The following is a 24,582-nucleotide window of genomic DNA, read 5'->3' as shown; positions in this document are numbered from 1 at the left end:
GATTATGCCGTCACGACCTGACCGCCGTCGGGCACGAGAGAATGGAGGCGAAGAAGGAGAGTGAACATGACCTACGCCGTCGACAAGTCCGACGATCAGTGGCGCGCCGAGCTCAGCCCGGAGCAGTACGCCGTGCTCCGCCAGGCGGGAACCGAACGCGCCTGGACCGGGGAGCTGCTCGACGAGAGCCGCGCCGGTCTGTACGCCTGCGCCGCGTGCGGAGCGGAGCTGTTCCAGAGCGGCACGAAGTTCGACTCGCACTGCGGGTGGCCGAGCTTCTACGAGTCCGTGCGCCCCGAGGCGGTCGAGCTCATCGAAGACAACAGCCACGGCATGCAGCGCACCGAGGTGCGGTGCGCGAACTGCGGCTCGCACCTGGGTCACGTCTTCCCCGACGGTTTCGGCACCCCCACCGGCGACCGCTACTGCATGAACTCGCTGTCGCTCAGCTTCACCCCCGAAGACAAGGCGTGAGCGCACTCGAGGCGATGCGCGATCGCCGGTCGTGGTCGAAGGTCACCGACCTGGCCCCCACCGGCCCCGAGCTCGAGGCGTTCGTCGCCGCGGCCGGTCGCGTGGCCGATCACAAGAGTCTGAAGCCCTGGCGGCTCATCGAGATCCGCGGCGCCGACCGCGACATCCTCGCCCGCGCACTCAACAAGGCGGACGGCAAGAAGGGCCACTCCTCCAAGCCGCGCCGTGCGCCGCTCATCATCGCCGTCGTGGCGAATCTCCGCTCGAAGAAGATCCCCGCGTGGGAGCAGGAGGCCGTGGCATCCGGAGTCGCCCACATGCTTAGCCTCGTGCTCGACGAGGCGGGCTTCGGCGTGTTCTGGCGCACCGACGACAACACCCGCAGCAAGGTGCTCGCGAAGGCCCACGGGCTCGAGAAGGGCGAAGTCCTGCTCGGTTGGCTGTACGTCGGCGGCAAGCCCCCGCGCACCCGCCCCGCGCGTCGCAAGACGGTGGATGCCGCGAAGCACCTGTCGCGCATGCCCGGAGGCAAGAAGAAGCGCACGGTCGACGAGACGCGTCTCTGACCTGCATCCGATGGACGCCGCCGCGGGACTCCGGTCCTCGGCGGCGTCGTCGTCTTGGCCGGCCCCTCGTCCGCGGCTCAGCGGGAGCGACGCCGGACGGGCACCGCGGCGACGACGACCCCCGCGATCGCCACGGCCGCGGCCAGCAGAGCCACCACGGTCGACGGTGCCGCCGGTGCCGGCCACAGCGCGTCGAGCAGCACCGAGGTGGACAGGAGCCCCACGACCGAGCCGAGGCCGAGCAGCAGCACCCCCGTGCGGCGCACGACGACAGACGACAAGAAGATGTAGATCACGCCGACGGCTCCACCGAGGTACAACCAGGGCTCGGACGGCACGGTGCGCGGCGCTCCCACGAAGGCGACGTGCACACCGGCGGCCACCAGCAGCACCACGGTGCCCCCGATGAAGTTCACGAGGGTGGCGGTCAGCGGACTCTCGACGCGAACGCGCAGCCGCCCATTCGTCCCCTGTTGCCACGCCACGCCGGCACCGGCGACGGCCGGCACGACGAGCATCCAGAGGGGGACGCCGCCCAGGGAGTCCCCGGAGAGGCACACGACCACGCCGGCGATGGCCAGGAGCGCGCCGATCAGTCGGCGGACGGTCACCGGGACGACCCCGGCCGGTCCGTACCCGATGCGGTCGAGCACGAGCCCTCCGGTGGTCTGTCCGGCGACGAAGCCGACGGTGAACAGCGCCACCCCGATCGTCGCGACGGTCAAGCCCTGACTGGCGACCGTGAACGCCCCGACCAGGCCGCCGAGCAGCATCCACGGCGGGATGGATCGAGACCGGATGCCGGCCACCAGGCGCCCGAACCCGCGTCGCCCCTCGGGAATCAAGGTCGACAGGGCGACGAGGATGACCAGGCCCGAGCTGAAGGAGATCGCGGCGGCGACGAAACCGTCCCCGAGCTCGGCACCGAGACTGCCGTTGATGCGCGCCTGCAGCGCGGTGAGGGCGCCGATGAGCACCGCTCCCCCGACGGCCAGACCGACCGACCCCCGCTCCGACACGGCGCTCCTCTCGCGAACCCCCGGGCGGGAGCCACCGTCGATCGTACGACGCGGCGCGAGGCCTCAGCGGCGAACCTCACGAGGAACGCGCGTCGTCCCCCAGCAAGCGGAGGACATCGACGAGGGTCTCGATCTCGACGCCGTCGGCCGAGGCCGCTTCGATGATCGCGCGCAGCTGGCGGGCCATTCCCGCCGACACGACCGCCACTCCCGGGGCGACTCTCGTGCCGGAGCCGACACGGCTGACGATGAGGCCCTCGGCTTCAAGGGCGCGGTACGCCTTCTGGACGGTGCCCGGCGCGACGCCGAAATCCTCGGCGGCCTGGCGCACCGTCGGAAGCCGTTCGCCGCTTCCCAGCCGTCCCGTTCCGATCAATCCGCGGAACAGCCGCTGCACGTCGGTCGGCGTGCTCGTCGTCTCGACGGGGGGTGCGTCTTTCACGCGACGACCTCGACCCGGTCGGAGGAACGGCGGATCGCGGTCACGCCGAGCCCGAGAGCGCGCAGGACCAGCAGGGCGAGAAGGGCGCATCCGCCGATTTCCAGCAGGGGCGCGAGGAATCCGCCGATCGTGAGCAGGTCCGCGTGAGGGATGTCGACGGTCACCGCCGATTCGGCCCCGGAGTCGGTCATCCTCACCATCGACGAGGCCACTCCCCGACGCGCCATCCGCAGCAGACCCGCCAGCGCGATCGAGACGACACCGATCGCGATCGCCGTCACGTTCCGGGCCGCGCCCGATCGGTGCGCACGTTCCGAACCGGTCGAAAGATGGGCGGAGAACGGCCGGCGCGCGTTGCGGTGCAGCCCCAGAACAGTCGCCGCGGCCAGCAGCAGCACGGAGACGATGAGCGGAATGCCGTACGCCCAGCCGGGGAAGACCGTGACGACGGGCGCTTCGCCGGTATTCGGAACCTGCAGCGCGACGTGCGCCGCCAGGCCCGGATCGAACGCGAACGACATGCGTCCGAAGACGACGGTGACGACGATGGTCACCACCGTCAAGGCGGCGAGGCTCACCACGCCGTAGCGCGGGCCGAAGGTCGTCCACGTCCGGCGGGAGACCGACCCGGCGTCGACGGGACGCCTCGGATGGGGCGTCCTCCGCGTGGCTGCGAAGAGGAGAAGGCCCGCCGCGGCGATGACGGGCGGTACGGCGAACCGCCACCACGAGACCGTCGCCGACATGTCGAAGACGTACCCGCGCAGGACGACGTCTGCGATCCACCCCAATACGACGGTGCCCGCGATCATCCCCAGGGCGATGCTCTCGCCGCGGGGCACACCGGATCCCCCGGTGCGACGTCGGGACAATGCCACGACGACGGCAAGTGCGACAGCCACGACGAAGCAGATCACCGGGGACGACAGAAGCCCCGTCACCACCTCGAGCGCGGAAGCGTGCAGCAGACGGTTTCCCAGGGACAAGTCGTTCATGCGACCACCTTTCGTGTCACATGTTTAGCACAATTTGTCTCACATTCATGACACAATCTCGCGGCGCGGCACACCGATCCGCCCGAGACGGCCGCGAACCGCCGCTCCGACGAAGATCGCGACGAGGCCGATCACGGACATCGTGCTGACGATGAAAAGCACGTCACCACCGGGTGCGAAGTCTCCCCCGCTGATCCCGTACGTATCGGCGAGCCCCATCCCCGGACCGAACGACGCGACGAAATACCCCGGCAGTCCCGCGACGAGAAGGCCGAGGTAGCCCGCGACGGTGTTCCAGACGCTCGAGCCGGTGACGGTGTACACGACGAGAAGGACGACCGCGAGCAGCGGCCCCATCGCGATGACGCCGACCACGAACGCGTTCGGCGGCCCCTGATTCGCCTCCCCCACCGCACGCCAGACGTCCGCGGCGGCGGAACCCGGCACGGCGGCCTCGGGATTCCACACGAGGATCTGCAGGAGCGCGACGCTCGCGTAGGCCACGGTCGCGACAACGCCCGCGAGGGCGGCGACGAGGGTCGACGGGCGTGTTTCCGATTCCGGAGTCACGGGCCCATGATGACTCACCCCCGCCCCTCCCACCACCGCCGCGGCACGTCGATGTCGACCCGGACCGCCCGGATGCGTCAGGCTGTGACCCGTGACCCAGCTCCGACCCGGCCCCGACGACGTCTCGCGCCTGATCGACGACCTCCGCACGGCCGACGCCGATCGCGAGTTCCTCGCACACGCCGAGCAGCACCTCCCGCGCCTGCACGACCTCTTCACCCGGCTCTACGGTGAACGGCCCGATGGCCTCGAGCGCTTGGCATCCGTCGTCGAACTCGCCCGCACCTCGTGGACCGCGCGCCCGAGGACGTTGAAAGCCCTCGACCGCGAGCGCGAGAGCGCTCCGGACTGGTTCGCGAGCGAGCGCATGCTCGGCGGCGTCTGCTACGTCGACCGGTACGCGGGCGGGCTCCGCGGCATCCGGGAATCCATCCCGTACTTCCGCGAGCTGGGCCTGACCTACCTGCACCTCATGCCGCTGTTCGAAAGCCCCGAGGGAAACAGCGACGGCGGATACGCGGTGTCGAGCTACCGCCGGGTGAATCCCGCGCTCGGGACGATGGACGAGCTCGCGGCGCTGGCGACCGAGCTGCGGCGGGCGGGGATCTCGCTCGTGGTCGACTTCATCTTCAATCACACCAGCAACGAGCACGAGTGGGCGAAGAAGGCCGTCGCGGGCGAGGCGGGGTTCGAGGACTTCTACCTCATCTATCCCGACCGCGAGCTGCCCGACGCGTACGAGCGGACGACCCGCGAGATCTTCCCCGACGACCACCCCGGCTCGTTCGTCCAGCTCGACGACGGACGGTGGATCTGGGCGACGTTCTACCACTTCCAGTGGGATCTGAACTACGCCAACCCCGCGGTGTTCGAGGCGATGGCCGGCGAGATGCTCTTCCTCGCCAACCAGGGCGTCGAAATCCTCCGCATGGATGCCGTGGCCTTCATCTGGAAGCGGCTCGGCACGACCTGCGAATCGCTGCCCGAAGCGCACCTGCTGCTGCAGGCGTTCAACGCGGTGCTGCGGATGGCGGCTCCCGGTCTGCTGTTCAAGTCCGAAGCCATCGTGCACCCCGACGAGGTGATTTCCTACATCTCTCCGGATGAATGTCAGATCTCGTACAACCCCCTGCAGATGGCTCTCACGTGGGAGGCGCTCGCCACCCGCGACGGCCGCCTGCTGCAGCAGGCGCTCGAGAGGCGCCACGCCCTGCCCGCCGGAACGGCCTGGGTGAACTACGTGCGCAGCCACGACGACATCGGCTGGACCTTCGCCGACGAGGATGCCGCCGAGCTCGGCATCGACGGCTACGCGCACCGCCGATTCCTCAACGACTTCTACGTGGGCCGCGCCGAGGGCTCGTTCGCCCGCGGCGTCCCGTTCCAGGAGAACCCGCGCACGGGCGATGCCCGCGTGACCGGGACCACGGCCTCTCTCGCCGGCATCGAGGCGGGTGACGCCGGGGGTGAAGACCGCGTCGTGCTCGCCCACGCTCTCGCCCTCTCGACCGGCGGCATCCCCCTGCTCTACCTCGGCGACGAGGTCGCCCAGCTCAACGACTACTCCTACACCGAGCGGCCGGAAGAGGCCGGCGACAGTCGGTGGGTCAACCGCCCCTTCCGTCCCGAGCGGAATCTCGAGGAGCGGACGGATGCCGGCACCCCGGCCGGTCGCGTCTTCTCGCGACTCTCGCGGCTCACCGAGGTGCGCCGGTCGACGCCGGAGTTCGCGGGCAACGAGCTGATCGCCTTCGGCGCGAACGTGGCATCCGTCGTCTCGTTCCTGCGCCCCGGTAAGGACTTCTCCGTGCTCGTGCTCGCCAACGTGAGCGACTCGGCCGTCGAGATCGACGCCCTGACCCTGTCGGGGATGGCACCGGAGGCCCTCGATCTCGTGTCGTCCCTGCCCGTCTGGATGGGTGCGGGACTCACCCTCGCGCCGCACGGGGTGCGGTGGCTGCGCGTGCGGATGCGCTGAGCCGTGCCGGACGCCCCCTCCCGACCGGGAAACCAAGCGTGGCATCTCGGCGCGTCGGCGGCGGGGGTGGTCGCGATCGCGACGTCGGTGTGGGCGCCTCCGGGGCTCGTCGGAGACCTGCTCGTGCTGGTCGTGGCGGTCTGCTCCCTGCTGTTCGCGCTGGACGCGGGCCGGCGGAGAGGGCCGCTGCGGTGGGCCGCTGTCGCGGGTGCGCTGCTGGCGGGGCTCGCGATGATCGTCGCCGCGGCGGTGTTCCTCGTCGCTCTCGCGCGGGCGTTGCCGTGAGCGAGTAGCACGAATCGACCCGGAACGGCAGGGCCGCTCGGGGCGGCCGGAGACGCCTAGCGTGAGGACATGAACGACGCCGAGTTGTCCGCCCTGACCGTATCCCGCGCGAGGGAGAACGTGCAGGCCGGCGGAAAGCCCTTCGCCTGCCTCATCGTCAAAGACGGCGAGATCGTGGTCGAGGCGGTGAACCACGTCGCCCAGGAGGGTGACCCCACCGCGCACGCGGAGATCCGCGCCATTCGTGCCGCCGCCGAGAAGGGAATCGGCGATCTCTCGGGCTACGACATGTTCGTGACCGCCTACCCCTGCCCGATGTGCCTCGGCGCCGTGTACTACGCGCAGCCGGACCGCCTCGTCTACGCCGTGACGCGCGAAGAGGAGGGCAAGCACTACGAGGACGGCAACCGCCTCATGAGCCTCGCGACCTTCTACGACGAGTACGTCAAGCCGGTCGAGAAACGTGCGCTGCCGTCGAAGCGGGTGGACGTCGAAGACTCCTCACTGCCGTTCCGCGAGTGGACCGCGAACCACAGCGGCTGAGCCGGGCAGACCTCGATGGGCGGTCAGCGTCCCTCGCCTGAGGCGAGCTCGCGTTGACCGCTCTCGCGGTCCCACTCCAGGGATTTCCATTGCAGGAACGTGCAGAGGTTGCTCGCCACGACGAGCTCGGCGGCGAGGCTGGCGATCCCGTGCACGGACAATCCGAGCTCTCGGGGCTGCGGTGTGATGGTCATCTCCCAAAGAGGATCGTCGAAACCGCGCGGCTTCATGTAGACGAACGACGAGGCGTATCGGAGGCGGAGGATCACCAGTCCGGTGTCCTCAACGCTGTCGTCCTCCTGCGGTGCGACCGAGATGCTGCCCGCGATGCAGTGCTCCATCTCCTCGAACTCGTCGACCCAGCCCTGCAGCTGCTCGCGGGATCGCCGAGGTGGGGAATTCTCGAGTTCGTCGTCGCTCACGAGGCGAGCCTAGGCGTCCGGCGGACGTCGCGGGAGAACCGTCCGCGGGGTTGACTCCTGGAAGGATTCGACTGAGGTGCCGGCTACAGGACTTGAACCTGCAACCCCCGTATTACAAGTACGGTGCGCTACCAATTGCGCCAAGCCGGCGTGAGACGCGGGGCGTCTCGATCGACGAGTCTAGAACGGCCCGCGAGCCGCTCTCGACGCGTCAGTCCGTGTGCGTGCCGCTCTCGCGGTCCCACTCGAGCGACTTCCACTGCAGGAACGAGCAGAGGTTGCCAGCCACCACGAGCTCGGCGGCGAGGCTCGCCATCTCGTGCGGCGAAAGGGTCAGATCGTCGGGCCGCGCCGTGAGGGTCGCCTCCCACAGCGGCTCGTCGTAGCCCGTCGGCTGCATGTAGATCGAGGCGCGCGCGTTCATGAGGTTCATCACCACGAGGCCGGTGTCCTGGCTGTCCGCGTCTTCTTGCTCGACGACCTTCAGTTGGCCCGCGATGAGGTGACCCTGATCACGGAATTCCTGCACCCATTCCTTCAGCTGCGAGAGGGACCGCCGCGGCGGGGAATCCTCGAGCTCGTTGTCCATGTCACCAGAATCTCATAAGACCGCGAGGACGTGCTGCCCGCTCACCCCGCGGGAGTGGCCGACGCGGTGGGCGACGGCGTCGGGGTGGCGGTCGAATAATATGCGTTGCTGTCGACGGTGAGCACGAACTGGGCGAACTCTTTCGCATCGTCCATGTTGCCGACGTACTCGGTGCCGTTGACCAGGACGGTGGGAGTGGCCGTCAGCGCCTGCCCCTTCGTGCCCGGCAGACCCTTGATCGCTCGATCGGTCGCGGCCTTGGCCCACGCCGTGTAGGTCTCGCTCTCGATGCAGTCGCGCACGGTCCCGATGTCGCTCACGCCGGCACCCTGCGCCATGTCGGCGAGCTGCTGGTCGCTGTACCCGTCGGAGTCGACCGCCGGCTGATTGGTGAGCAGCTCGTGGTTGAAGGCGAAGAAGCGGTCCGACGAGTGCGTGGCGACGCACGCGGCCGCGCCGGCCGCCCGCAGGCTGTACTTCGTGCCGTTCGACTTCGAGGTCAGCATCGCCACCGGGTAGTAGGTGAGGGTGGCTGCCTTGTCCCCCACCCACTTCGACAGCTGGCCGGCGTTGGCGGTCTGGAACTCGCGGGCCTCGGCCGACATGTAGTCGACGTACACGCGGATGTCGACGGGCGCCGTCGTGCTGGTCGGCTCGGGCGTGGCCGCCGCGTCGGGGGCTGTGTCGGTACCGGGGGCCGTGGCCTGAGCCGACATCGTCGCGGCACTGCCGTCGACGGTCTGCGCCGCGAGGGGATCGGCGACCTGAGACGCACTCGTGATCACGAAGCCGTCATCGGTCGCTGCATCGGGGAGAGCCTGCGAACGCGCCTCGCGCGAGTTGAGCGCGAACGACACACCCACCGCGCCAACGCCGATCACCGCGACGGCACCGATGGCCACCATCGAGCGCCGCGCGATGCGCCAGCGCGTCTGCTTCGCCTTGACCTGCTGCGCCTTCTCGCGCACCGCCTCGCGGCGGTCGCGTTCTGCGGGCACATTCGGTGACTGGTCGTGGGACATGAAACCTTCCGGGCACGGACGATGCCGCATGAAATCAGGGGGGACGCTCGGGTGGGGCGACCGAGCATCGATGGTAGCCAGGCTGGCTGAGAAATGACCAGACACGTGCGATACTGACGATTGCGTCCAATGTCGGGCGCACGGGGTCGCCCCCGTTCATTCCATTCACTACGGATCGTCCGGCACGTACCTGCCGGTGAAGGAGAAGAAAACATGGCGTCCGTCACCTTCGACAACGCAACCCGTCTGTACCCGGGCGGAACCCGCCCCGCGGTCGACAAGCTGAACCTCGACGTCGCCGATGGCGAGTTCCTCGTTCTCGTCGGCCCCTCCGGCTGTGGCAAGTCCACGTCGCTGCGCATGCTCGCCGGCCTCGAAGAGGTCAACTCGGGCCGAATCCTCATCGGCGACCGCGACGTCACCGACGTCCCCCCGAAGGACCGCGACATCGCGATGGTGTTCCAGAACTACGCGCTGTACCCCCACATGACCGTCGCCGAGAACATGGGCTTCGCGCTGAAGATCGCCGGTGTCGGCAAAGAGGAGCGCGCCTCTCGCGTCCTCGAGGCGGCCAAGCTGCTCGACCTCGAGCAGTACCTGACCCGCAAGCCCAAGGCGCTCTCGGGTGGTCAGCGTCAGCGCGTCGCCATGGGTCGCGCGATCGTGCGTCAGCCCCAGGTGTTCCTCATGGACGAGCCGCTGTCGAACCTCGACGCCAAGCTCCGCGTCCAGACCCGTACCCAGATCGCGTCGCTGCAGCGTCGCCTCGGCGTCACCACGGTCTACGTCACGCACGACCAGACCGAGGCCCTCACCATGGGCGACCGCATCGCCGTGCTCAAGGACGGCCTCCTCCAGCAGGTCGGCACCCCGCGCGACCTGTACGAGACCCCGAAGAACGTCTTCGTGGCCGGCTTCATCGGCTCGCCCGCCATGAACCTCTTCACGGCCGACCTGGCCGAGGGTGGCGTGCAGTTCGGCAACCTGGTGGTCCCCGTCGAGGCCGACACCATCGGCAAGGCCCACGGCTCCGAGGTCACCATCGGTGTGCGTCCCGAAGACATCCAGGTCGCCCCGGCCGACGGCCGCGGCCTCTCGGTCGTCGTCGACCTCGTCGAGGAGCTCGGCGCCGACGGCTACCTCTACGGTCACACCGACATCAACGGCAAGCGCACCGACCTGGTCGCACGCGTCGACGGCCGCCGCCACCCCAACGCGGGCGAGACGGTCGTGCTGGCCCCGGTCCCCGGACACGTCCACGTGTTCGACCTCGAGTCGGGCGAGCGCCTGACCGACCGGGCCATCGCCTCGGCCTGACCCTCGCACCGACGCGGCGCGTCCCCGGTCCCGATCCGTCGGGCCGGGGGCGCGCCGCACCGTTTCCCGGAGGTACCCCGTGTCCGAATCCCTCAGCATCACCGCGAGCACCGTCGACCCGGGGCTTCTGCAACTGCCCTGGTCGACCGGCCTCGCCGACTGGCCGAGCAGCCACATCGTGGCTCTGCCGAAGGGTATCTCGCGTCACCTCGTGCGCTTCGCCAACCTCTCCGGCCGCGTCGTCGCCATCAAGGAGACGACCGAGGAGATGGCCCGCCGCGAGTACGACATGCTGGGCAACCTCGACCGCCTCGATGCCCCGTGCGTCGACCGCGTCGCCGTCATCGCCGGCCGCACCGACGCCTCCGGCCGCCCTCTGCCCGCGGCTCTCGTCACGGCCCACCTGCGCTTCTCGCTCCCCTACCGCGCCCTGTTCACGCAGGTGCTGCGTCCCCACACCGCGACGCGTCTGGTCGACGCCCTCGCGGTGCTGCTCGTGCGTCTGCACAACGTCGGCTTCTATTGGGGCGACGTCTCGCTCTCGAACACGCTGTTCCGCCGCGACGCCGGCGAGTTCGCGGCCTACCTCGTCGACGCCGAGACCGGCGAACTGCACGGCAACCGCCTGAGCCCCGGCCAGCGCGCCCACGATCTCGACATCGCGCGCACCAACATCGCCGGCGAGATCATGGACCTCGAAGCCGGAGGCCGCCTCGAAGGCGGAGTGGATGCCGTGGCCATCGCCGACGGGCTGGTGTCCTCGTACCACTCGCTCTGGGGCGCCCTCACCGACAAGGAGTCCTTCGCGGTCGACGAGTCGTGGCGCATCACCGAGCGGGTCCACCGCCTGAACGCCCTGGGCTTCGACATCGGCGAGATGTCGATCCGCACCGCCAGCGACGGCACGAAGGTGTCCATCCAGCCCAAGGTCGTCGATGCCGGCCACCACCAGCGCCGGCTGCTGCGGCTGACCGGGCTCGACGTCGAAGAGAACCAGGCCCGGCGCCTCCTCAACGACCTCGACGAGTTCCGCGCCCGCGTCTCGCGCCTCGGCGCCGACGAGGAGATGGTCGCACACGAGTGGCTCACCCGGGTCTTCGAGCCGATCGTCATGGCGATCCCGTGGGACCTGCGGGCCAAGCTCGAGCCCGCCGAGGTGTTCCACCAGGTGCTCGAGCACCGCTGGTACATGTCGCAGGCGCGCGGGCGTTCCGTCCCGCTCGCCGAGGTGGTCAGTTCCTACATCGACGACGTCCTCCGCCACCGCCGCGATGAGGCCACGGTCATGGGCCCGCCCACCGACACGATGTCGCTCGCGACGGTCTCCGACTCCGACGCCCCCGCCACGGGCGAGGTCCCCACGACCGACACCGACTCCGTCGACTGGCGCGACCTGGTCTGACCGCCCGTTCGCGCGGGCCCGACCGCCCGCGAGATCACGCGTTCCGGCACGTCATCGCGACGAGGTCACGTGATCTGGGCGACACCACGCGCTACGACGTGCGATCTCGGCCAGATCACGTGTGCTCGGCGGCGCCGACCCCGGGAGGGTCGCACACCGGACCGCGCGCCACCGACGCGGGCGCCGCGCCGGCGGAACGACGGAGGCCGCGGCATCCGGAATCAGATCCAGGATGCCGCGGCCTCGGTGTCGCGCGGGCTCAGTAGCCCACCGTGAAGCGCTCGCGCGTGTGCTTCGGGTTCTCGATCTCGTCGAGGATGGCGACCGCGAAGTCGGCGCCGCCGATGAACGAGTTGCCCTCGCCGTCGACGACGAGCACGTCGCCCCCGTCGCGGTACGAACCGGTGCGCTCACCCGGCGTCCACGAGCCGAAGCCGCCGGCCGGGTGCACGTAGAACCAGTCGCGACCGGTGTCGTCGGCCTGCAGGTCCTCGAGGATGCCGATCGCTTCGCGCGCCTCGGGCTTGTACTCCTCGGCGAACCCGTCGGTGTCGATCAGGCGCGGGCCTCCCTCGGCGACGAGCGAACCGCCCGCTCCGCCGACGACGCCCACGCGGACGTTCTCGGGGAGCGCCGTGACGAGCTCGGCGATCGCGGGACGGAGCTGGCCCTCCATGTCGCCGCGCGGAGCGACGGCCGAGACGACGACGTCGACGCCCTCGAGCTGAGCGACGAGACCGGGAACGTCGAGGACGGTGCCTTCGAGGTAGGTCGCCCCCTCGACGCGCTCGGTGGGCACCGAGCGGGCGATCGAGACGACGGTGTGTCCGCGGCGGACGGCCTCGGTGACGATGTGGCTTCCGGCGTAACCGGTGCCTCCGATGACGGCGATACGGGGCATGAGCGTTCCTTCCGGTGGATCAGACGGTGCCGCGGAGCGTCGACACCTGGTACAGGGCGACGGATGCCGCGATACCGGCGTTGAGCGACTCGGTCGCGGCGGAGATGGGGATCGACACGACCTGGTCGCAGGTCTCGGTGACGAGGCGCGAGAGGCCCTTGCCCTCGGAGCCGACGACGATCACGACGGGGCGGTCGGCGAGCTCGAGGTCGGGCAGCGACACATCGCCGTCGCCGTCGAGACCGAGCACGAAGACGCCCTGCTTCTTGAACTCTTTCAGCGTGGCCGTGAGGTTCGCCGCGAGGGCGACGGGGATGCGAGCGGCGGCGCCCGCGCTGGTCTTCCACGCCGCGGAGTTGACGCTCGCCGAGCGGCGCTGCGGGATGATCAGGCCCTGGCCGCCGAAAGCACCGGTGGAGCGGATGATCGCGCCGAGGTTGCGGGGGTCGGTGACGCCGTCGAGCGCGACGAGCAGCGGCAGCTGCCCCCGGTCGATGATCTGCTCGAGGAGATCCTGCGGGTGGGCGTAGGCGTAGGGCGGCACCTTGAGCGCGACGCCCTGGTGCACGCCGTCGAAACCGGCCATGCGGTCGAGCTCGGGGCGCGTGACCTCGAGCACCGGGATGCCGCGGTTGGTCGCGATCGACAGCATCTCTTTGACGCGGTCGTCCATCTCGACGCGCTGCGCGATGTACATCGCGGTCGCGGGGATCTTGGCGCGCAGGGCTTCGAGCACCGAGTTACGGCCGGTGACCGTCTCGGTGTCGTCCGCCGCCTTGGGGCTCTTGCGGTTGGGGTTGCCGACGGCGCGGACGCCCGGCCGACCCTTACCGCCCGCTGCGGCGTACCGTTCCTCGGCCGCCTTGCGCTTGCCCGCGGGGTGCCACGCGCGGTCCTCGGCCTTGGGGGTGGGGCCCCGGCCCTCGAGCGCCTTGCGGGAGTGCCCGCCGGTGCCCTTGAGCGGGCCCTTCTTCTTGCCGGGGTTGCGTGCTCCGGGGCGTCCAGGCTTAGCCATCGATACTCCAATGTGTTCCGGCTGGAGTGTCTTCCAGCGTGATTCCTGCGGCGGCGATCGCGTCTCGAATGCGATCCGCGGCCGCCCAATCCTTGTCCGCGCGCGCTTGCGCGCGCTGCGCGATCATCGTCTGGACCAGGGTGTCCAGAGCGGCGGTCTCCGCGCCCCCATCGGCGCCACCCCACTGAGAAGAGTGAGGGTTGAGACCCAGGACGAGCGTCATCTGCGTGACGTCCATGACGTGCTGCTTCGCCTCATCGTACCGGCCGGCGTCGAGCAGCGCATTCCCCGACCGGATGCTGGTGTGGATCGCCGCGAGAGCCCGGGGAACCGAGAGGTCGTCGTCCATCGCCTCGACGAACTCCGTCGGGAGTCCTTCTTTCGCCTCGGGCCATCCCGCCTGCACGTGGCGCCGCGCCCGGTCGAGGAAGGTGCGAATGCGTCCGAGCGCGGTCTCGGCCTCGGCCCACGACGCCTCGCTCAGGTCGAGGTTCGAGCGGTAGTGCGCCGCGGCGAGGGCGTAGCGCACCACGAGCGGGTCGTGGGCGTCGAGCACGTCCGAGGCGAGGGTGAAGTTGCCGAGCGACTTCGACATCTTCTGGCCGTCCACGGTGACCAGGCCGTTGTGCACCCAGTACCGGGCGAAGGCGTCGCCGGCCGCGGTCGACTGCGCGATCTCGTTCTCGTGGTGGGGGAAGCGCAGATCGAGTCCCCCGCCGTGGATGTCGAACTCGCCGCCGAGGTATCGCCGCGACATCGCCGAGCACTCGATGTGCCAACCGGGCCGTCCCGCACCCCACGGCGAAGCCCAGGTCGCCGAGGTGGGCTCACCGGGCTTCGCGCCCTTCCACAGCGCGAAGTCGCGGGGGTCGCGCTTTCCTCGAGGGTCGGCGTCGGCGGCCGGCTCCATGGCATCCAGGCTCTGGCGCGTCAGCTCGCCGTAGGCGGGCCACGAGCGCACGTCGAAGTACACGTCGCCGGCCGCGGCATAGGCGTGGCCGCGCTCGATGAGCTCGGCGATGAGCTCCTGCATCTGCGTCACCGACGCCGTCGCGCGGGGTTCGTAGGTGGGGGGAAGGATGCCGACGGCGTCGTATGCACGCGAGAAGTCGAGCTCCATCCGGTAGGCCAGTGCCCACCACGGCTCGGTCTCGGTGGCGTTCGCGAGCACCTTGTCGTCGATGTCGGTGACGTTGCGCACGAAGGTGACCCGGCCGTAGCGATGCGCGAGCCAGCGTCGCAGCAGATCGAAGGCGAGGGCGGCCCGCACGTGACCGATGTGCGGGCCCGACTGCACGGTCGGACCGCAGACGTAGACCGTGACGTTCGAGGGGTCGAGGGGGACGAAGTCGCGGAGTCCCTGCGTCTTCGTGTCGTACAGCCGAACAGTCACCGGCCCAGCCTACCGGCCGACCCTCGGCGCGACCCGTGCCCGAAACATGCGGTCGTTAGGGTGCGGGAGTGCCTCTCGTCATTCGCCCCGATGATCTGTCCGCCGACGCCACGCGTGCTCTCGTCGCCGCCCATCTCGCGGGCATGCTCGAGAACACGCCCGCCGAGAGCGTGCACGCCCTCGATGTGGACCGGCTCACCGCCGACGGCGTCACGGTGTGGTCGGCGTGGGTCGACGACGAACTCGCCGGCATCGGCGCGTGCAAGGACCTCGGCGGCGACAGCGCCGAGTTGAAGTCGATGCGCGTCGTGGACAGCTTCCTCGGCCAGGGCATCGGCCGCGCGATCCTGCGGCACATCATGGACGATGCGCGCGAGCGCGGCATCCGCAGTCTCTGGCTCGAGACGGGCAGCACCGGCGACTTCATCCCGGCGCGACGGCTCTACGCGAGTGAGGGGTTCGCGGAGTGCCCGGCCTTCGCCCCGTACGCGCCGGATCCGCTGTCGACCTTCATGACCCGCGAACTCTAGGCGGGCAGCACGAGGGCCGTCGCGAAGGCGGCGACCCCCTCGGTGCGTCCGGTGAAGCCGAGCCCGTCGGTCGTGGTGGCGCTCACCGACACCGGTGCGCCGCCGAGGGCGGCGGACAGGGCCCGCTCGGCCTCGAGGCGGCGGGCGGCGAAGCGCGGGCGGTTCGCCTGCACCTGCACCGACACGTTGCCGATGCGCCACCCGGCGGCCGACAGCAGCCCGACCGTGTGCGCGAGGAACGCCTCGGCGTGGGCACCGGCGAACTCGGGCCGGTCGGTTCCGAAGTGCGTGCCGATATCGCCGAGCCCGGCGGCGGCCAGCAGCGCGTCGACGATCGCGTGAGCCACGGCATCCCCGTCGGAGTGCCCCGACAACGCCTCTTCGCCCGGCCACTCGAGGCCGGCGAGCCACAGCGTGCCCTCTCCCCCGAAGCCGTGCACGTCGGTGCCGATGCCCACGCGCGGAGCATCGTGCACCGGAGGACGGACGACGGATGCCGAAGACCCGGTCGCCAGGAGTGCGCGCGCCCGGTCGAGGTCGGGGCCGGTCGTGATCTTGAAGGCCACGGCATCGCCCTCCACCGTCGCCACGTCGTGACCGGCGGCGGCCACCGCGGCGGCATCGTCGGTGTAATCGGTGTCCACCGAGGCCAGGGCGGCCTCGAGTACCGAGCGGCGGAAGCCCTGCGGGGTCTGGGCGGCGGCGAGCTCCGACCGGTCGACGGGACCGACGACCCTCCCGTCCGCGTCGACGCGCTTGATGGTGTCGACGACGGGGAGCACCGGGATGACCGCTGCCGCGCCCGCGTCGACCGCGGCGATCACGCGGTCGAACACCGCGGCCGGGGTGAGCGCGCGGGCGGCATCGTGGACGAGCACGGTGTCGACATCGGCCCAGAGCGCGCCGAGGCCCGCGGCGACCGACTCCTGTCGGGTCGCACCACCGACGACGACGGTGAGCAGATCGGCGCGATCGCCCGCGGCATCCCGAGCATCGGTGAGCGCCTCGCCCTCGTACCCCGACGGCACCACGACGACCACCTGGGCCGTCGTCGCGGCGACCACCCCGCGCAACGCGTGGTGCAGGATCGATCGGTCGTCTATACCGACGAACGCCTTCGGCGCGCCGCCCTTCAGGCGGGTGCCGGATCCGGCGGCGACGACGATGACCGCGAGACGCGGGACAGGGCTGAGAGTCACCCGTTCACGCTAGCGCGCCGCCGCGAACGGGCGACGCGCCGAGCGGGGTCAGGACGCGAGGACCTCGTCGAGCACGACGCTCGCGCGGTCTTCGTCGGTCTTCTCGGCCAGAGCGAGCTCCGACACGAGGATCTGACGGGCCTTCGCAAGCATGCGCTTCTCACCGGCAGACAGGCCGCGGTCCTGGTCACGGCGCCACAGGTCGCGGACGACCTCGCTGACCTTGATCACATCGCCCGAGGCGAGCTTCTCGAGGTTCGCCTTGTAGCGGCGCGACCAGTTGGTGGGCTCTTCGGTGAACGGTGCGCGCAGCACGTCGAAGACGCGGTCGAGACCCTCTTTGCCGATGACGTCGCGAACGCCGACGAGGTCGACGTTGTCAGCCGGGACCTCGATCACGAGGTCGCCTTGCGTGACGTTCAACTTCAGGTATTTCTTCGTCTCGCCCTTGATGACGCGTTCTTTGACCTCGATGATCGTGGCCGCGCCATGGTGCGGGTAAACGACGGTCTCGCCAACCTCAAAAAGCATGGAGTTATGTCCTTTCGGCAACATCCAGGATACCACAGGCCCGCATGCGCTAAGGTTCCGCCCTCCCCCCACCCATCCCCTCTCGCACGCGCGGGCGAGCGGGGCCGCTCCGCGGACCCCGTAGGATGTTCAGGATGCCGTCTGTCGATCTTGGAGGATCCGTGAAAACGCGCCTGATCGCGTCCATCGCCGTGGGTGCAGCTGTCGTGCTCGGTACGACGGGATGCAACATCCTCGCCCCGCAGGCGACCACCATCGATTACTCCGCCTCGGACGGCGTCAACGTGCCGGCCGACTCCGGCCCCCTGCACGTGCGCAACGCGCTGATCGTCGCGAACGAGGACGGCACCACCGGCAACCTCGTCGCCGCCATCGTCAACGACACCACCGGTTCGCTGACCCTGCGCCTCGAGGTCGGCGAGGGCTCCACGGCCGTCCGCTCCTCGGTGAACGTGCCGGCCAACCGCACGCTCAGCCTCGGCGACCTGGCCAACGGTGTCGAGCCGCTCCGCCTCGACGACATCGACGCCGTGCCCGGCTCGACGGTCCCCGTCTACTTCCAGTCCGGCGACGGACAGGGTGCGCTCATCCAGGTGCCCGTCCTCGACGGCGCCCTGGAGTACCTGGCTCCCCTCGCTCCGACCCCCGAGGCGACGGTCTCGATCCCGGCCACGCCCTCGGCGACGCCGACCCCGACGGCCAGCGCGACCCCCGCGTCCTGATCTCACGACGAAGGCGCCGACGATCCTCGTCGGCGCCTTCGTCGTTCGCGCGGTGCGTCAGGCTTCGAAGCGGTAGCCCAGACCCCGCACGGTGACGAGCATGCTCGGCTCGCTCGGGTTCTGCTCGATGCGCGAGCGGATGCGCTTGATGTGCACGTCGAGGGTCTTGGTGTCGCCGAAGTAGTCGGTCCCCCACACGCGGTCGATCAGCTGCCCGCGGGTGAGGACCCGGCCGGCGTTGCGCATGAGCACCTCGAGGAGCTCGAACTCCTTGAGGGGGATGTTGATCTCCCCGCCGTCCACCGACACCGTGTGACGGTCGATGTCGAGCACGACGCGGCCGCCGGAGAGGATGCGGTCGTCGAGGTCCGCCTCCTCGGGTGCGCGACGCCGCAGCACCGCGCGCATCCGCGCGAGCAGCTCCCGCGTCGAGTAGGGCTTGGTGACGTAGTCATCGGCGCCCAGCTCGAGGCCGACGACGATATCGACCTCGGAGTCCTTGGCCGTCAGCATGATGATCGGCACCTGCGAGCTCAGCCGCACCTGGCGGCACACCTCGGTTCCCGGCATCCCGGGCAGCATCAGATCCAGCAGCACGATGTCGGCGCCGCGCTCGCGGAAGGCGACCAGCGCGAGTGCGCCGTCCTCGGCGATCTCGACCTCGTAGCCCTCCCGACGCAGCAGGTAGGCCAGCGGGTCGGCCAGATCGGGCTCGTCCTCGACGATCAGAACGCGGGTCATGCGGTGTCTCCCTTCGCGGGTACGGGTGTCGTCGCGGAGCTCTTGCGGCCCTTGCGACGGGGTTTGGGGCGGGCGATGTCGAGGTCGGGAGCATCCGACATCGGCAGGCGGATGGTGAACGTCGAGCCGCGGTCGGGCCGAGACCACAACCGCACCTCCCCTCCGTGCCGCTGCACGGCGTGCTTCACGATCGACAAGCCCAAGCCCGTGCCGCCGGTCCGCCGCGAGCGGGCCTGGTCGGCGCGGTAGAAGCGCTCGAAGACCCGGTGCTGGTCGCTCTCGGGGATGCCGATGCCGCGATCGGTCACGGCGATCTCGACCACCGTGTCGTCGAGCTTGACCCCGATGCCGACCTTCGACCCCTCCGGGGAGTAGGCGATCGCGTTGGCGACGAGATTGCCCACGGCCTCGGTCAGGATCTGCGGTTCGCCGCGAACCCACAGCCCTTTCGTGCCGCCGCGCACCACGGTGACCTGGGCGGCGTCGGCCTGGACGGCGTACCCCTCGACGGCGGATGCCACGACCTCGTCGATCGAGACGTCGCGCACGTCGCGCAACTCGTCGGAGGCCTGGAGCCGGGAGAGGCTCAGGATGCGATTGACCAGGGCGGCGAGGCGCGTGACCTCGGCCTGCAGCCGGGTCGAGAAGTGGCGCACCTGGGCGGGATCGTCGGCGGCGGACTCGATGGCCTCGGCGAGCAGGCTCACCGCCCCGACCGGCGTCTTCAGCTCATGGCTCGTGTTGGCGACGAAATCGCGGCGCATCTCTTCCACGCGCTCGCGCTCGGTGATGTCGCGGAGCACCAGGAGCGTCAGGCGGGGCGAGATGGGGGTCGCACGCACCGCCACCAGGCGCGGCTCGGCGGGAGCGGCGCCGCGGCGCAACCGCAGGTTCTCGGCGATGCCCGAGCCGGTGTCGCGGGCGACGCGGGCGACGCGCTTGAGCTCCTCGCTCGCGATCACCTCTCCGGCCTGTACACCGAACACCTCGGCGGCGGGCGAGAGCGCCAGCACCGTCGACGAGGTGTCGCACACGAAGGCGGGGTCGTCCATCGCCCCCAGCATGGCCTCCACGCCCTCCGGCACCTCTGCGGAGGTCTGCGCCAGGGAGCGGTCACGGGCGCGGAGTGCGGCGACTACGAGACCGACCGCCGCCGCTCCGACCAGGAGTCCTGCGAGGAGCGCGAGCAGCACGAGCTGCGGTTGTTCCATGCCTCCAGCGTAGGGGCGCTCCTGGAGCGTCACCGGCCGTTCACCCCCGCGAGAGCGCGAGCAGAGGCTACTATTCACTGTCACAGCACCACTCGTTAACCTTCGCTGGGAAGAATCCCCGAGGGTTGCGGGACGCCTCTGTGCCGTGCCCACGACGAGGAAGGTACCCGCCATGCGCGAAGTATTCCACCAGTCCCTCGAGGACGTTCAGAGCCGGCTGGTCGAGATCGCCGACCTCGTGACCATCGCCATCGACCGCGCGACGCGCGCGTTCGGAACGAGCGACGTCTCCCTCGCCGAAGAGGTCATCGAGGCCGACGCGGTCATCGACGAGAAGGCCGTCGAGCTCGACGAGCTCGCCATCGAGATCCTGGCGCGCCAGCAGCCCGTGGCCCGCGACCTGCGTATCGTCGTCACCGCTCTCCGGGTGAGCGCCTCGCTCGAGCGCATGGGCGACATGGCCGAGCACATCGCTCAGCTCGCACGGTCGCGCTTCCCCGAGCGCGCGATCCCCAAGGGCCTGAAGAGCACCTTCACCCGGATGGGCGAGCTCGACGTCGAGGTCGCGCGCAAGCTCGCCGAACTGCTGCGCACGCAAGACCTTCGCATCGCCGAGGCCATCCGCGATGCCGACGACGACATCGACGAACTGCACGTCAGCGTCTTCGAGAAGGTGCTCGGCGACTCCTGGAAGGGTGAGGCGACCGCCACCGTCGACGCCACCCTGGCCAGCCGGTACCACGAGCGTTTCGCCGACCACGCGGTCTCGGTCGCCAAGAAGGTCATCTACCTGGCGACGGGCGATTGGGCCGGCGCCGACGACGACGCAGCGCACGAGCCCAGCCCGGTCATCTGACCGCCGCACACGCGAGAAGAGGGGGTGGATGCCGACCGGCATCCACCCCCTCTTCTCGTGCTTTCAGTGCTTGTTGCCCTGCGCGGCGACGGCAGCGGCGCCGGCGGCCGCGGCCTCGGGGTCGAGGTACTCGCCCGGGCCGAGGGGCTGGAGGTCGTCGTCGAGCTGGTAGACGAGCGGGATGCCCGTGGGGATGTTCAGCTCCGCGATGTCGGCGTCGCTGATGCCCTCGAGGTGCTTGACGAGGCCACGCAGCGAGTTGCCGTGCGCCGTCACGAGCACCGTCTTGCCTGCCTGCAGGTCGGGGACGATGTCGCTGTGCCAGTAGGGCAGCATGCGATCGATGACGATCTTCAGCGACTCGGTGTCGGGCACCTCGCCGTCGATGCCGACGTAGCGGGGGTCGCCGACCTGGCTGTACTGTTCGTCGGCGGGCAGGGGCGGCGGCGGAACGTCGAACGAACGACGCCACAGCATGAACTGCTCGCTGCCGAACTCCTCGAGGGTCTGCGCCTTGTCCTTGCCCTGCAGGGCGCCGTAGTGACGCTCGTTCAGGCGCCACGACCGCTTGACCGGGATCCAGAGACGGTCGGCCGCGTCGAGCGCGATGTTCGCCGTCTGGATCGCGCGGCTGAGCACCGAGGTGTGCAGCACGTCGGGAAGGACGCCGGACTCGGCGAGCAGCTCGCCGCCGCGCTGGGCCTCGGCCTTGCCCTGGTCGGTGAGTCGCACGTCGACCCAGCCGGTGAACTGGTTGGTCTTGTTCCACTCGCTCTGCCCGTGGCGGAGGAGGATCAGCGTGTGAGGCATGGGTCCATGCTATCGAGGCCGAGGCCGCTGACCGGGGCCGGGGCGCCTGGCAAGATGATCGAGTGACCCCCTCCCCCGTCGGCCGCCCCACGCGCGGCACGACCGGGGTGAACCGCTTGCGCCGCATCGATCGCTGGATCGCCCGGCATCCGGTGCTCCGGCGCACCGACGAACCTCTCGTCGTCGACCTCGGCTTCGGGGCGAGCGCGGTGACGCCGCTCGAACTGCTCGCGCGCCTTCGGAGCCAGCGACCGGATGCCGAGGTCCTCGGCCTCGAGATCGACCCCGACCGGGTGGCCCGCGCACGCGAGCAGGCGGCGGGTGTCGCGGGCGTGACCTTCGCGCGCGGCGGTTTCGAAGTCCCGCTCCCGGGCTCTCGCCGCCCCGCGGTCATCCGCGCGATGAACGTCCTGCGTCAATACGACGAGGCCGACGTCGCCGACGCGTGGGGGCGCATGTGCGCACGACTGCAGCCCGACGGCATCCTGGTCGAGGGCACCTGCGACGAGATCGGACGCGTCGCCACCTGGGCGGAGGTGGGGACGGATGCCGTGCCCCGCAGCCTCACGATCTCGCTGCGTCTCGCCGAGCTCGACTCTCCCGCGATCGCCGCGGAACGCCTGCCGAAGGCCCTGATCCATCGCAACGTCGACGGGGAGCGCGTGCACGAGTTCGTGGCATCCCTCGATCGGGAATGGACCCGCGCCGCGGTGGTGGCGCCCTTCGGCCCCGTCCACCGGTGGCGAACGGCGATGCTCGCCCTCGCGGAGGCGGGATGGCCGCTGCTGCGGCGGGAGAGATGGCGCCTGGGCGAAGTGGGCGTGGCCTGGGAGGCGGTCGCTCCGCGCTGAGCCTCAGACGCGCGGAAGGATCGCGCGCGCCTCGGCCGAGGGCATGCCCGCCGCGACGAGCAGGTCGACCGCGAGTGGGCGCAGGGCCGCGATGAGGTTGAGCTCGCCGACGCGCCCCTCGGGCAGCAGGACCGCGGGATCCAGGCGCCGAGCGACCGCACCGACCGCCTCTCGGGCGACGGGCTCGAGGGAGATGTCGTCGAGGCTGTCGCGCACCAGCCCCGCGCCCCGCGCCAGTTCGGCCAGGAGGTCGGCCGGAATAGGGCGACTCTCGCCGTCGGCGCAGAGATAGGCCGCCCTCCGGGCGACCACGCGCAGGTTGCGGGTGGTGAGATCGAGCGCCTCGCGCACCCGCTCGTGACGGTCCAGTTCGGTGCGCTGGCGGCGCAGGAACGGCGAGATGCGCGCGACCTCGCGACCGGACTCGAGCGAACCGCTCCACGCGTCGACGTACGTCTGCAGCGAGCGAGCGCGCTCGAGACCACGCTCGGCTCGCGCGCGGTCGCCCTTGCGCAGCGCCCGCACGATCGTGTCCATGGCGGCATCCAGCGCGTCGAACAGCTCGTCGGCGTCGCGCAGCTCGGTGCGGCGGAGGGTGCGCGGGATGAGAGCCGTGACGATGAGGGCGGCGACGCCCCCGATCGCGCCGTCCACCAGGCGCAGGAACGGCACGCCCGACACCAGCACGAGCGCGATGAGCGACTGCACCACCGCCGCCAGGGCGAAACCCGGCTGAGGGGACAAAAAGCGCGCGACGACGAGGGTCACGGCCATCGCGAGCGCGATCTGCCACCATCCGGCTCCCGCGAGCACCAGCACGATCTCGGCGATGAGGATGCCGACGAGCATCCCCATGACCGTCTCGGCGACCCGCCACGGGCGGGCATCGCGCACGAGCCCGAGACTCGACACCGTGACGGTCGCCGCGAGCAACGGAACAGTGTGACCGAGCACGAAATGGGCGAAGGCGTACGCGGCGGTCGCCGCGACGACGATCTGCGCGATCGCCGGCAGCGACTCCCGCACGCGGTCGACGCGCCGCCCCAGGGTGGAGCGCCAGTGCGAACGCGCGACGACGACCCCGACGGTCGTCGAGGAGTCGTCGGCGGTCATTCCGCGGCGCGGCGGCGCCCGAGGCGCGGCAAGCGGGGAACAGCCGCGGTGGCGCCGGCGTCGGCGGGCACGACGGTCTCGGCCGCGGCGGCCAGGGGTCCGTCGGCGGTGTCGACGACCAGCGGCTCCCCCTCGGGGGCGGTGCGCTTGACCAGGGCCAGGGCGATGGGCCCCTCTTCGTGGTGGATCGCGACCGAGGTGACGGCGCCGATCACGGTGTCGCCCGCACGCACGACATCACCGCGTGCCGGCAGGACGTTGTCGCTGCCGTCGAGCTGAAGGGCCACGACGCGGCGCGGCGGGTGGCCGAGGTTGTGCACCTTCGCGACCGTCTCCTGGCCGCGGTAGCAGCCCTTCGACAGGTGCACCGCCGTGCGCAGCCAGTCCATCTCGTGCGGTAACAACCGCTCGTCGGCGTCGACGCCCACGCGAGGGCGCCACGCGGCGACGCGCAGGGCTTCGACGGCGTCGAGACCGGCCAACGCCGTCTCCCCGTCGACGGCGGACGCGATCACGCGCTCGTACTCGGCGGTGTCGACGATCGCCTCGGCCCAGTCGCGGTCCGCGCCGGGGTGCGGTTCGACGCGCGCGTAGGCCCAGCCACCCGGTGAGACCTCGGGCCAGGGGTCCACCCACACCGGCGCGACAGTCGAGAGCGCCCCCACGGCGGCGCGCGTGCCGCCGAAGACGGACAGATCGCCCGAGCGGTCGGCCACCGCGACGCGCAGACGGAAGCGCATGCGCGTGAGCCAGGCGGAGAGGGCTTCGGCGTCGGAGGCGTCGACGAGGAGCCAGGTGGTCTCGCCATCGTCGATGACCGAGGCGGCGTGCTCGACACGGCCCTGCGGGTCGAGGATGAGCATCTCGGTCGAGACGCCGGGTGCGAGGTGCGTGAGCGCCTGCGACGACAGGGAGTCGAGCCAGCTCAGCCGGTCTTCCCCCGAGACCGTGATGACGCGACGGTCGCCGAGGGGCGCGAGAGCGGACCCGGATGCCAGGCGGCGCTGCTCCGCGACGGGAGAGCCGACGTGGCGCAGACCACGGTCGTCGATCACCGCGCCGGGGACGGCGGAGAGGGATGCCAC

The 24,582-nt window shown here is 70.5% G+C and carries 28 protein-coding genes and 1 tRNA gene; 11 read left to right on the top strand and 18 right to left on the bottom strand.

All coding sequences use genetic code 11. From position 1 onward, the window contains the following. Window positions 1–66: 66 nt before the first annotated feature. Window positions 67–474: a peptide-methionine (R)-S-oxide reductase MsrB gene (msrB, locus tag F9B98_RS14705; protein WP_150958755.1), complete on the top strand. Its 408-nt coding sequence runs from the start codon at window positions 67–69 to the stop codon at window positions 472–474. 14 nt (window positions 475–488) lie between these two features. After that, a complete protein-coding gene (locus F9B98_RS14700) occupies window positions 489–1,040 on the top strand; it encodes a nitroreductase family protein (RefSeq protein WP_150959115.1) in 552 nt (183 codons plus the stop codon). Window positions 1,041–1,117: 77 nt separating this feature from the next. On the opposite strand, the gene F9B98_RS14695 is transcribed toward F9B98_RS14700, so the two are convergent. The 4 genes from F9B98_RS14695 to F9B98_RS14680 form a co-directional block, all read right to left on the bottom strand. Beyond that, window positions 1,118–2,059, bottom strand: a complete 942-nt coding sequence (locus F9B98_RS14695) for a DMT family transporter (protein WP_191966870.1) — start codon at window positions 2,057–2,059, stop codon at window positions 1,118–1,120. Window positions 2,060–2,135: 76 nt separating this feature from the next. Beyond that, window positions 2,136–2,501 carry a GntR family transcriptional regulator gene (locus tag F9B98_RS14690; RefSeq protein ID WP_225310366.1) on the bottom strand — a complete coding sequence of 122 codons (366 nt, stop codon included), beginning with the start codon at window positions 2,499–2,501 and terminating at the stop codon, window positions 2,136–2,138. Then, entirely contained in the window at window positions 2,498–3,496 is a 999-nt protein-coding gene (locus F9B98_RS14685) for a hypothetical protein (protein ID WP_150958751.1), read from the bottom strand. Before F9B98_RS14685 ends, F9B98_RS14690 begins: the two co-directional genes overlap by 4 nt. Window positions 3,497–3,541: 45 nt before the next feature. Then, window positions 3,542–4,066, bottom strand: coding sequence for a hypothetical protein (locus tag F9B98_RS14680; protein WP_150958749.1), 525 nt, complete (start codon window positions 4,064–4,066; stop codon window positions 3,542–3,544). A 133-nt stretch (window positions 4,067–4,199) separates the two neighbouring features. Here F9B98_RS14680 and F9B98_RS14675 point away from each other — a divergent pair, with 133 nt between their 5' ends. The 3 genes from F9B98_RS14675 (at window position 4,200) to F9B98_RS14665 (ending at window position 6,872) form a co-directional block, all read left to right on the top strand. Further along, a complete protein-coding gene (locus F9B98_RS14675) occupies window positions 4,200–6,044 on the top strand; it encodes an amylosucrase (protein WP_412177050.1) in 1,845 nt (614 codons plus the stop codon). A gap of 3 nt (window positions 6,045–6,047) precedes the next feature. Beyond that, window positions 6,048–6,329 (top strand): hypothetical protein, encoded by a 282-nt coding sequence (locus tag F9B98_RS14670; RefSeq protein ID WP_150958745.1) that lies wholly within the window; start codon window positions 6,048–6,050, stop codon window positions 6,327–6,329. A 69-nt stretch (window positions 6,330–6,398) separates the two neighbouring features. Further along, on the top strand, window positions 6,399–6,872 hold the full coding sequence (locus F9B98_RS14665) for a nucleoside deaminase (RefSeq protein ID WP_150958743.1): 474 nt from the start codon (window positions 6,399–6,401) through the stop codon (window positions 6,870–6,872). Between the two features lie 23 nt (window positions 6,873–6,895). Here the strand turns inward: F9B98_RS14665 and F9B98_RS14660 are convergent, their stop codons facing one another. The 4 genes from F9B98_RS14660 to F9B98_RS14645 all read right to left on the bottom strand — a co-directional run bounded on the left by F9B98_RS14660 (window position 6,896) and on the right by F9B98_RS14645 (window position 8,881). Then, window positions 6,896–7,294 (bottom strand): hypothetical protein, encoded by a 399-nt coding sequence (locus F9B98_RS14660; RefSeq protein WP_150958741.1) that lies wholly within the window; start codon window positions 7,292–7,294, stop codon window positions 6,896–6,898. A 77-nt stretch (window positions 7,295–7,371) separates the two neighbouring features. Then, window positions 7,372–7,444: transfer RNA gene (locus F9B98_RS14655), tRNA-Thr, on the bottom strand. A gap of 61 nt (window positions 7,445–7,505) precedes the next feature. Then, entirely contained in the window at window positions 7,506–7,883 is a 378-nt protein-coding gene (locus F9B98_RS14650; protein WP_150958739.1) for a hypothetical protein, read from the bottom strand. Window positions 7,884–7,924: 41 nt separating this feature from the next. Next, on the bottom strand, window positions 7,925–8,881 hold the full coding sequence (locus F9B98_RS14645; protein ID WP_318527711.1) for a DsbA family protein: 957 nt from the start codon (window positions 8,879–8,881) through the stop codon (window positions 7,925–7,927). 237 nt (window positions 8,882–9,118) lie between these two features. Between F9B98_RS14645 and F9B98_RS14640 the strand changes: the two genes are divergently transcribed. Together F9B98_RS14640 and F9B98_RS14635 are read left to right on the top strand one after the other, a co-directional pair. Then, window positions 9,119–10,222: an ABC transporter ATP-binding protein gene (locus F9B98_RS14640; RefSeq protein WP_150958736.1), complete on the top strand. Its 1,104-nt coding sequence runs from the start codon at window positions 9,119–9,121 to the stop codon at window positions 10,220–10,222. A gap of 79 nt (window positions 10,223–10,301) precedes the next feature. After that, complete coding sequence (locus tag F9B98_RS14635; protein WP_150958734.1) at window positions 10,302–11,624, top strand: DUF4032 domain-containing protein; 1,323 nt, start codon at window positions 10,302–10,304, stop codon at window positions 11,622–11,624. A 259-nt stretch (window positions 11,625–11,883) separates the two neighbouring features. Here the strand turns inward: F9B98_RS14635 and F9B98_RS14630 are convergent, their stop codons facing one another. The 3 genes from F9B98_RS14630 to cysS are packed head-to-tail and all read right to left on the bottom strand — an operon-like array spanning window position 11,884 to window position 14,933. Further along, window positions 11,884–12,525: an NAD(P)-dependent oxidoreductase gene (locus F9B98_RS14630; RefSeq protein WP_150958732.1), complete on the bottom strand. Its 642-nt coding sequence runs from the start codon at window positions 12,523–12,525 to the stop codon at window positions 11,884–11,886. Between the two features lie 19 nt (window positions 12,526–12,544). Beyond that, complete coding sequence (rlmB, locus tag F9B98_RS14625) at window positions 12,545–13,540, bottom strand: 23S rRNA (guanosine(2251)-2'-O)-methyltransferase RlmB (RefSeq protein WP_150958730.1); 996 nt, start codon at window positions 13,538–13,540, stop codon at window positions 12,545–12,547. Next, the gene (gene cysS, locus F9B98_RS14620; RefSeq protein ID WP_150958728.1) at window positions 13,533–14,933 is read right to left on the bottom strand and encodes a cysteine--tRNA ligase; all 1,401 of its coding nucleotides are present in this window, start codon (window positions 14,931–14,933) and stop codon (window positions 13,533–13,535) included. Before cysS ends, rlmB begins: the two co-directional genes overlap by 8 nt. Window positions 14,934–15,001: 68 nt before the next feature. Between cysS and F9B98_RS14615 the strand changes: the two genes are divergently transcribed. Beyond that, the gene (locus F9B98_RS14615) at window positions 15,002–15,463 is read left to right on the top strand and encodes a GNAT family N-acetyltransferase (RefSeq protein WP_225310365.1); all 462 of its coding nucleotides are present in this window, start codon (window positions 15,002–15,004) and stop codon (window positions 15,461–15,463) included. Here the strand turns inward: F9B98_RS14615 and ispD are convergent. Next, complete coding sequence (gene ispD, locus F9B98_RS14610) at window positions 15,460–16,662, bottom strand: 2-C-methyl-D-erythritol 4-phosphate cytidylyltransferase (protein WP_150958726.1); 1,203 nt, start codon at window positions 16,660–16,662, stop codon at window positions 15,460–15,462. The genes F9B98_RS14615 and ispD overlap by 4 nt on opposite strands. A gap of 48 nt (window positions 16,663–16,710) precedes the next feature. Continuing rightward, complete coding sequence (locus tag F9B98_RS14605) at window positions 16,711–17,193, bottom strand: CarD family transcriptional regulator (RefSeq protein ID WP_013585821.1); 483 nt, start codon at window positions 17,191–17,193, stop codon at window positions 16,711–16,713. Between the two features lie 161 nt (window positions 17,194–17,354). Between F9B98_RS14605 and F9B98_RS14600 the strand changes: the two genes are divergently transcribed. Beyond that, a complete protein-coding gene (locus tag F9B98_RS14600; protein WP_150958724.1) occupies window positions 17,355–17,915 on the top strand; it encodes a DNA modification methylase in 561 nt (186 codons plus the stop codon). Between the two features lie 57 nt (window positions 17,916–17,972). Here F9B98_RS14600 and F9B98_RS14595 read toward each other — a convergent pair whose 3' ends face one another. Both F9B98_RS14595 and F9B98_RS14590 read right to left on the bottom strand, forming a co-directional pair. Next, the gene (locus F9B98_RS14595) at window positions 17,973–18,656 is read right to left on the bottom strand and encodes a response regulator transcription factor (RefSeq protein ID WP_150958711.1); all 684 of its coding nucleotides are present in this window, start codon (window positions 18,654–18,656) and stop codon (window positions 17,973–17,975) included. Continuing rightward, a complete protein-coding gene (locus F9B98_RS14590) occupies window positions 18,653–19,867 on the bottom strand; it encodes a sensor histidine kinase (RefSeq protein WP_150958709.1) in 1,215 nt (404 codons plus the stop codon). Before F9B98_RS14590 ends, F9B98_RS14595 begins: the two co-directional genes overlap by 4 nt. A gap of 172 nt (window positions 19,868–20,039) precedes the next feature. On the opposite strand from F9B98_RS14590, the gene phoU reads away from it, so the two are divergent. Next, window positions 20,040–20,723: a phosphate signaling complex protein PhoU gene (gene phoU, locus F9B98_RS14585; RefSeq protein ID WP_150958707.1), complete on the top strand. Its 684-nt coding sequence runs from the start codon at window positions 20,040–20,042 to the stop codon at window positions 20,721–20,723. 63 nt (window positions 20,724–20,786) lie between these two features. On the opposite strand, the gene F9B98_RS14580 is transcribed toward phoU, so the two are convergent. Next, window positions 20,787–21,533, bottom strand: coding sequence for a phosphoglyceromutase (locus F9B98_RS14580; RefSeq protein ID WP_150958705.1), 747 nt, complete (start codon window positions 21,531–21,533; stop codon window positions 20,787–20,789). Window positions 21,534–21,595: 62 nt separating this feature from the next. Here F9B98_RS14580 and F9B98_RS14575 point away from each other — a divergent pair, with 62 nt between their 5' ends. Next, window positions 21,596–22,384 carry a class I SAM-dependent methyltransferase gene (locus F9B98_RS14575; protein WP_150958703.1) on the top strand — a complete coding sequence of 263 codons (789 nt, stop codon included), beginning with the start codon at window positions 21,596–21,598 and terminating at the stop codon, window positions 22,382–22,384. Between the two features lie 3 nt (window positions 22,385–22,387). On the opposite strand, the gene F9B98_RS14570 is transcribed toward F9B98_RS14575, so the two are convergent. Both F9B98_RS14570 and F9B98_RS14565 read right to left on the bottom strand, forming a co-directional pair. Further along, window positions 22,388–23,497 carry an FUSC family protein gene (locus F9B98_RS14570; RefSeq protein WP_191966868.1) on the bottom strand — a complete coding sequence of 370 codons (1,110 nt, stop codon included), beginning with the start codon at window positions 23,495–23,497 and terminating at the stop codon, window positions 22,388–22,390. Then, the gene (locus tag F9B98_RS14565; RefSeq protein ID WP_150958700.1) at window positions 23,494–24,582 is read right to left on the bottom strand and encodes a YgfZ/GcvT domain-containing protein; all 1,089 of its coding nucleotides are present in this window, start codon (window positions 24,580–24,582) and stop codon (window positions 23,494–23,496) included. Before F9B98_RS14565 ends, F9B98_RS14570 begins: the two co-directional genes overlap by 4 nt.

Origin of the sequence: Microbacterium testaceum StLB037, from assembly GCF_008763945.1 — a bacterium.
GTDB classification, from domain to species: Bacteria; Actinomycetota; Actinomycetes; order Actinomycetales; family Microbacteriaceae; genus Microbacterium; species Microbacterium testaceum_G.
Note: the sequence above shows the minus strand (reverse complement) of the source record. Positions and strands in the feature narration are given on the sequence as shown.

What these genes read in the sequence shown, in the direction of transcription:
- msrB (WP_150958755.1), top strand. Translation starts at nt 67, where the DNA reads ATGACCTACGCCGTCGACAAGTCCGACGATCAGTGGCGCGCCGAGCTC.
- phoU (WP_150958707.1), top strand. Translation starts at nt 20,040, where the DNA reads ATGCGCGAAGTATTCCACCAGTCCCTCGAGGACGTTCAGAGCCGGCTG.
- F9B98_RS14605 (WP_013585821.1), bottom strand. Translation starts at nt 17,193, where the DNA reads ATGCTTTTTGAGGTTGGCGAGACCGTCGTTTACCCGCACCATGGCGCG.
- F9B98_RS14685 (WP_150958751.1), bottom strand. Translation starts at nt 3,496, where the DNA reads ATGAACGACTTGTCCCTGGGAAACCGTCTGCTGCACGCTTCCGCGCTC.
- F9B98_RS14665 (WP_150958743.1), top strand. Translation starts at nt 6,399, where the DNA reads ATGAACGACGCCGAGTTGTCCGCCCTGACCGTATCCCGCGCGAGGGAG.
- F9B98_RS14700 (WP_150959115.1), top strand. Translation starts at nt 489, where the DNA reads ATGCGCGATCGCCGGTCGTGGTCGAAGGTCACCGACCTGGCCCCCACC.
- F9B98_RS14630 (WP_150958732.1), bottom strand. Translation starts at nt 12,525, where the DNA reads ATGCCCCGTATCGCCGTCATCGGAGGCACCGGTTACGCCGGAAGCCAC.
- F9B98_RS14640 (WP_150958736.1), top strand. Translation starts at nt 9,119, where the DNA reads ATGGCGTCCGTCACCTTCGACAACGCAACCCGTCTGTACCCGGGCGGA.
- F9B98_RS14570 (WP_191966868.1), bottom strand. Translation starts at nt 23,497, where the DNA reads ATGACCGCCGACGACTCCTCGACGACCGTCGGGGTCGTCGTCGCGCGT.
- rlmB (WP_150958730.1), bottom strand. Translation starts at nt 13,540, where the DNA reads ATGGCTAAGCCTGGACGCCCCGGAGCACGCAACCCCGGCAAGAAGAAG.
- F9B98_RS14590 (WP_150958709.1), bottom strand. Translation starts at nt 19,867, where the DNA reads ATGGAACAACCGCAGCTCGTGCTGCTCGCGCTCCTCGCAGGACTCCTG.
- F9B98_RS14650 (WP_150958739.1), bottom strand. Translation starts at nt 7,883, where the DNA reads ATGGACAACGAGCTCGAGGATTCCCCGCCGCGGCGGTCCCTCTCGCAG.
- F9B98_RS14580 (WP_150958705.1), bottom strand. Translation starts at nt 21,533, where the DNA reads ATGCCTCACACGCTGATCCTCCTCCGCCACGGGCAGAGCGAGTGGAAC.
- F9B98_RS14595 (WP_150958711.1), bottom strand. Translation starts at nt 18,656, where the DNA reads ATGACCCGCGTTCTGATCGTCGAGGACGAGCCCGATCTGGCCGACCCG.